Origin of the sequence: Mesorhizobium sp. M7A.F.Ca.CA.004.06.1.1 (assembly GCF_003999135.1) — a bacterium.
Taxonomy (GTDB): domain Bacteria; phylum Pseudomonadota; class Alphaproteobacteria; order Rhizobiales; family Rhizobiaceae; genus Mesorhizobium.
Genome location: NZ_RZPQ01000472.1, coordinates 1 through 4642, shown reverse-complemented (window position 1 = coordinate 4642; position 4642 = coordinate 1). Strand labels below are relative to the sequence as shown.

General features: G+C 64.3%; 5 protein-coding genes. All 5 read left to right on the top strand.

The genetic code is table 11. The annotated features are described in order from the left end of the window. Window positions 1–329 (top strand): cytochrome P450 (locus EN906_RS23655; protein ID WP_164777310.1); only part of this gene is annotated, 329 nt, incomplete at its 5' end. Then, window positions 326–1813: an aldehyde dehydrogenase gene (locus tag EN906_RS23650; protein WP_127266746.1), complete on the top strand. Its 1488-nt coding sequence runs from the start codon at window positions 326–328 to the stop codon at window positions 1811–1813. The genes EN906_RS23655 and EN906_RS23650, both read left to right, overlap by 4 nt. Before the next feature lie 252 nt (window positions 1814–2065). Next, complete coding sequence (locus EN906_RS23645; RefSeq protein ID WP_127266745.1) at window positions 2066–2920, top strand: MetQ/NlpA family lipoprotein; 855 nt, start codon at window positions 2066–2068, stop codon at window positions 2918–2920. 88 nt (window positions 2921–3008) lie between these two features. After that, window positions 3009–4106 carry a methionine ABC transporter ATP-binding protein gene (locus tag EN906_RS23640; protein WP_127266744.1) on the top strand — a complete coding sequence of 366 codons (1098 nt, stop codon included), beginning with the start codon at window positions 3009–3011 and terminating at the stop codon, window positions 4104–4106. Next, window positions 4087–4642, top strand: a 556-nt coding sequence (locus EN906_RS23635) for a methionine ABC transporter permease (RefSeq protein ID WP_164777309.1), incomplete at its 3' end; no start/stop codon positions are given. The genes EN906_RS23640 and EN906_RS23635, both read left to right, overlap by 20 nt.

The window sequence follows — 4642 nt, the reverse complement described above, 5'->3', positions numbered from 1 at the left end:
GGGCGGTCGAGCTGGGCGGCGTGACGATTCCAGCCGGTGCCGCGGTTGCCGCACTTGTCTCCTCGGCAAGCCGTGACGAGAGCCGCTTTGCCGATCCAGACCGCTTCGACATCAACCGCGACGAAGGCAACCATGCCGCTTTCGGCTTCGGCCATCATTTCTGTTCGGGCCGGTTTTTCGCACGCGAGCAGATGTGCCTTGCGGTGAGGCTGTTGCTCCTGCGCTTCCCCGATCTCAGCCTTGTGCCTGGCAAGGAGCCGGTGTTTCGCGGCTGGGAATTCCGCGCGCCAACCACATTGCATGTTTGCCTGGGAGTCCGTCACCCATGATCAGTCAGAATGCCATCGACACGCTGCGCAGGACGGAGATCGGCGCACGGGGCCTGTTCATCGATGGCGTGCAGATCGAGGCAACAAGCGGCGCAAGCCTGCCGGTGACGTCGCCGATCGACGGCCGGCCGTTCGCCAGCATCGCCGACGGCAACGCCGCCGATATCGACCGCGCCGTGAAGTCGGCGCGCAAGGCGTTCGAGAAGGGCTCGTGGTCGCGATCAGCGCCAGCCTTTCGCAAGAAGGTGCTGACGAAATTCGCCGAGCTGGTCGAAAAGCATGCCGACGAGCTCGCCGTGCTCGGCGTGCGCGACAATGGCACCGAGATCGGCATGGCCTACAAGGCCGAACCGCTCTCGGCCGCCGGCACCATCCGCTACTATGCCGAGGCGATCGACAAGGTCTACGGCGAGATCGCGCCAACGGCCGACAATGTGCTCGGACTGATCCACAAGGAGCCGCTCGGCGTCGTCGGCGTCATCGTGCCGTGGAACTTTCCGCTGATGATCGGCGCCTGGAAGATCGCGCCCGCACTTGCCGCCGGCAATTGCGTGGTGGTCAAGCCGCCGGAGATCGCTTCGCTGACGCTGCTGCAGCTGGCCGAATTGGCAAGCGAGGCCGGACTTCCCGCCGGTGTGCTCAATGTCGTCACCGGCCGTGGCGCGGTCACCGGCGAAGCGCTCGGCCTGCATATGGATGTCGACGCCATCGCCTTCACCGGCTCGGGGCCGGTCGGCCGACGGCTGCTCGAATATTCCGCTCGCTCCAATCTGAAGCGCGTCTTCCTCGAACTCGGCGGCAAGTCGCCCAACATCGTCTTTGCCGATGCTCCCGACCTGAAACAGGCGGCGGTCGTCTCGGCCAACGGCATTTTTCGCAATTCCGGCCAGGTCTGCGTCGCCGGCTCGCGGCTTCTGGTCCAGTCAGCGGTCTATGATCGGTTCATGGACGAACTTGTCGCGGCAACCACGCGGCTCAAAGTCGGCGATCCGCTCGATCTCACCAGCGATGTCGGCGCCGTGTCGAGCGCCGAGCAACTGAACAAGAATCTCGGTTTCGTCGCCAGAGCCACCGAAGAAGGCGCCCAGCTGGTCACCGGTGGCGAGCGGATTCTGACCGAGACCGGCGGCAGCTACATGGCGCCGACGATCTTCGAGAATGTCACGCAAGACATGCAGCTTGCGCGCGAGGAGGTGTTCGGGCCAGTGCTCGGCGTCATGCGCTTCGAGACCGAGGAGGAGGCGGTGCGGCTTGCCAATTCGACCGTCTACGGGCTCGCCTCGGCGGTGTGGACCGCCAACCTCTCCACAGCACACCGCATGGTGCGCGCCATCAATGCCGGCGTCGTCCACGTCAACACCTATGGCGGCGCCGACATCACCGTGCCGCTCGGCGGCGTCAAACAGTCCGGTTTCGGCCGCGACAAGTCGCTTCACGCGCTGGAGAAATATTTGGAACTGAAGACGGCGTGGATCGCGCTTTGAGCCTGGCGTCAGCGCCGGTTTTTCCGAGAGTCCGATCTTACTTCCGAAGCGCAGCGGATCGCATCGTAGCCCGCGGCGATCGATTCAATGGCGTCTCGTTCTCACTCACCCGAAAATTTTGAGAGAATATTCCCGGCTTTGGCGAGAACGGCGAAAGGCGTTCTTTGATAAACTTGATAGAATTTCTGAGGATGTGACCAAGGCTAGGCAATCCGCCTCGCTGCCATGACTTCACAACCACAGAGATCAATCATGTCCGACTTCAAGAACACTTTGCCATCTTCCCCGGGGTCAACCGTCAACCGGCGCAGTGGCCTTGCTCTGCTGTTCGCCTCGGCCGTGGCGATCGGCAGCCTGATGGCGCCCGGCGCATCGTTCGCCGAGGACAAAAAGGCGATCAAGGTGGGTATCATCAGCGGTGAGGACGAGGATGTCTGGCGAGTCGTCGTCGCCCAGGCCGCCGAAAAGGGCCTCTCCATCGAAACCGTGGTGTTCAACGACTACACCCAGCCCAATGAGGCGCTGGAGCGCGGCGAAATCGACGCCAACGCCTTCCAGCACCAGCCCTATCTCGACAACCAGATCAAGACTCAAGGGTATCATATCGTGCGCGTCGGCTATACCGGCGTGTGGCCGATCGGCCTCTACTCCAAGAAGTACAAAGCAGTCGCCGACCTGCCCGAGGGCGCGGTCGTCGGCGTGCCGAACGATCCATCCAATGAAGGCCGGGCGCTGCGCGTGCTGCAGAACGAGGGCGTGATCAAATTGAAGGACGGCACCGGCATTCTCGCCGCCACCGTCGACATCGCCGAGAACGCGAAGAAGGTGGTGATCAAGGAACTGGACGCCGGCATTGTCGGCCGCTCGGTCGAGGATCTCGACGCGGCCGTGGTCAACACCGACTGGGCGCTGAAAAGCGGCCTGACGCCGGAAAACCGCATCGCGCAGGAGCCGATCGCCGACAATCCCTACCGCAACTTCATCGCGGTGAAGGCCGGTAACGAGAACGAGGCCTGGGTGAAGACGCTGGTCGCCTCCTATCAGAACGAGGCGGTGAAGGCCGAGTTCGACAAGGTCTACAAGGGCACCGGCCTCAGCGCCTATTGATCCGGTCGACCGGAAGCCCGGTTCGATAGCAACAGCGGTCCGCGCTCAGGCGCGGGCCGCGATTGCGTTTTCGGGAACAGGAACATTCATGAACCAGCATATCACGGCATCCGGAGAAACCGCCGATCCGATCCATGCCCGGCCCGACGCGTCTCAGGACGTCGTGCGCCTCGTCGAGCTGAAGCGCCGCTTCGGTGCGACAGCGGCGCTCGACGGCATCTCGCTGACCGTGCGCAAGGGCGAGATCCTCGGTATCATCGGCCGCAGCGGCGCCGGCAAGTCGACGCTGATCCGCTGCCTGAACGGGCTGGAGCGTCCTGACTCCGGCGAAGTTTTCATCGAAGGCCGAGAGATCAGCCGGCTCGGCGAGCGCGACCTGCAGCCGCTACGGCGGCGCATCGGCATGATCTTCCAGCATTTCAACCTGCTGTCGGCCAAGACCGTCGAAGACAATGTGGCGCTGCCGCTCAAGATCGAGGGCCGCCCGAAGGCCGAGCGACTGAAGCGCGCCGCCGAACTGCTCGACCTCGTCGGCCTGTCCGAGAAGGCAAAAGCCTATCCGGCGTCACTGTCGGGCGGCCAGAAGCAGCGTGTCGGCATCGCCCGGGCGCTGGCAGCACGCCCGGCGCTGCTCTTGTCGGACGAAGCCACCTCGGCGCTCGATCCGGAAACAACGCGCTCCATCCTCGCCCTTCTCAAGGACATCAACCGGCAGCTTGGGCTGACCATCCTTCTGATCACCCATGAGATGGAGGTGGTCCGCTCGATCGCCGACCGCGTTGCGGTGATCGACGCCGGGCGCATCGTCGAGCAAGGGCCGGTCTGGTCGGTGTTTGCCGACCCACAATCAGACATCACCAAAAGCCTGCTCGGCGCCATCCGGCCACAGCTGCCAGCCGAACTGGCGGCCCGGCTGCTGCCGGCGGCCGGCGCGGAGACGATCCTGCGCGTCGACGTGGCCGGTGATGCGGCACGCGGCCCGTTGCTGTCCGACCTTGCCACGGCTGTTCCAGGCGCCTTCCGCCTCATCCACGGCGGCATCGACCATATCCAGCAACAGCCCGTCGGCACGCTGTTCCTGTCTGTTCCCGGCAGCGATGCAAATCATCTCGCTGACATCATCACATTCCTGAAGACCCGCCAGGCGCGGGTGGAGGTGCTTGGCCATGTCGCCGATCCTGTTTGAACTTCTGCTGCGTTCGATTTGGGAAACCGTCCTGATGACAGCCGCCTCCGGCCTCATCTCGCTGGTCTTCGGCCTGCCGCTCGGCCTGGCACTGATCGCCACCGAACGCGGCGGGATTGCCGAAAGCCTGTGGGTGAACCGGGCGCTCGGCGCCGTCATCAACGGCTTCCGTTCGGTGCCCTTCATCATCCTTCTGGTGGCACTGATCCCGGTGACGCGGCTGATCGTCGGCACCTCGATCGGCACATGGGCAGCCATCGTGCCGCTGTCGATCGCCGCCACGCCCTATTACGCGCGCATTGCCGAAGTGTCGTTGCGTGAGGTCGACCGTGGCTTGATCGAGGCGGCGCGCGCCATGGGCGGCAACCGCTGGACGATCATCCGCGAGGTGCTGGTGCCGGAAGCCCTGCCCGGCATCGTCGCCGGCTTCACGGTGACGCTGGTGACGCTGATCGGTGCCTCGGCCATGGCCGGCGCCATCGGCGCCGGCGGCCTCGGCGACCTCGCCATCCGCTACGGCTATCAACGATTTGAGA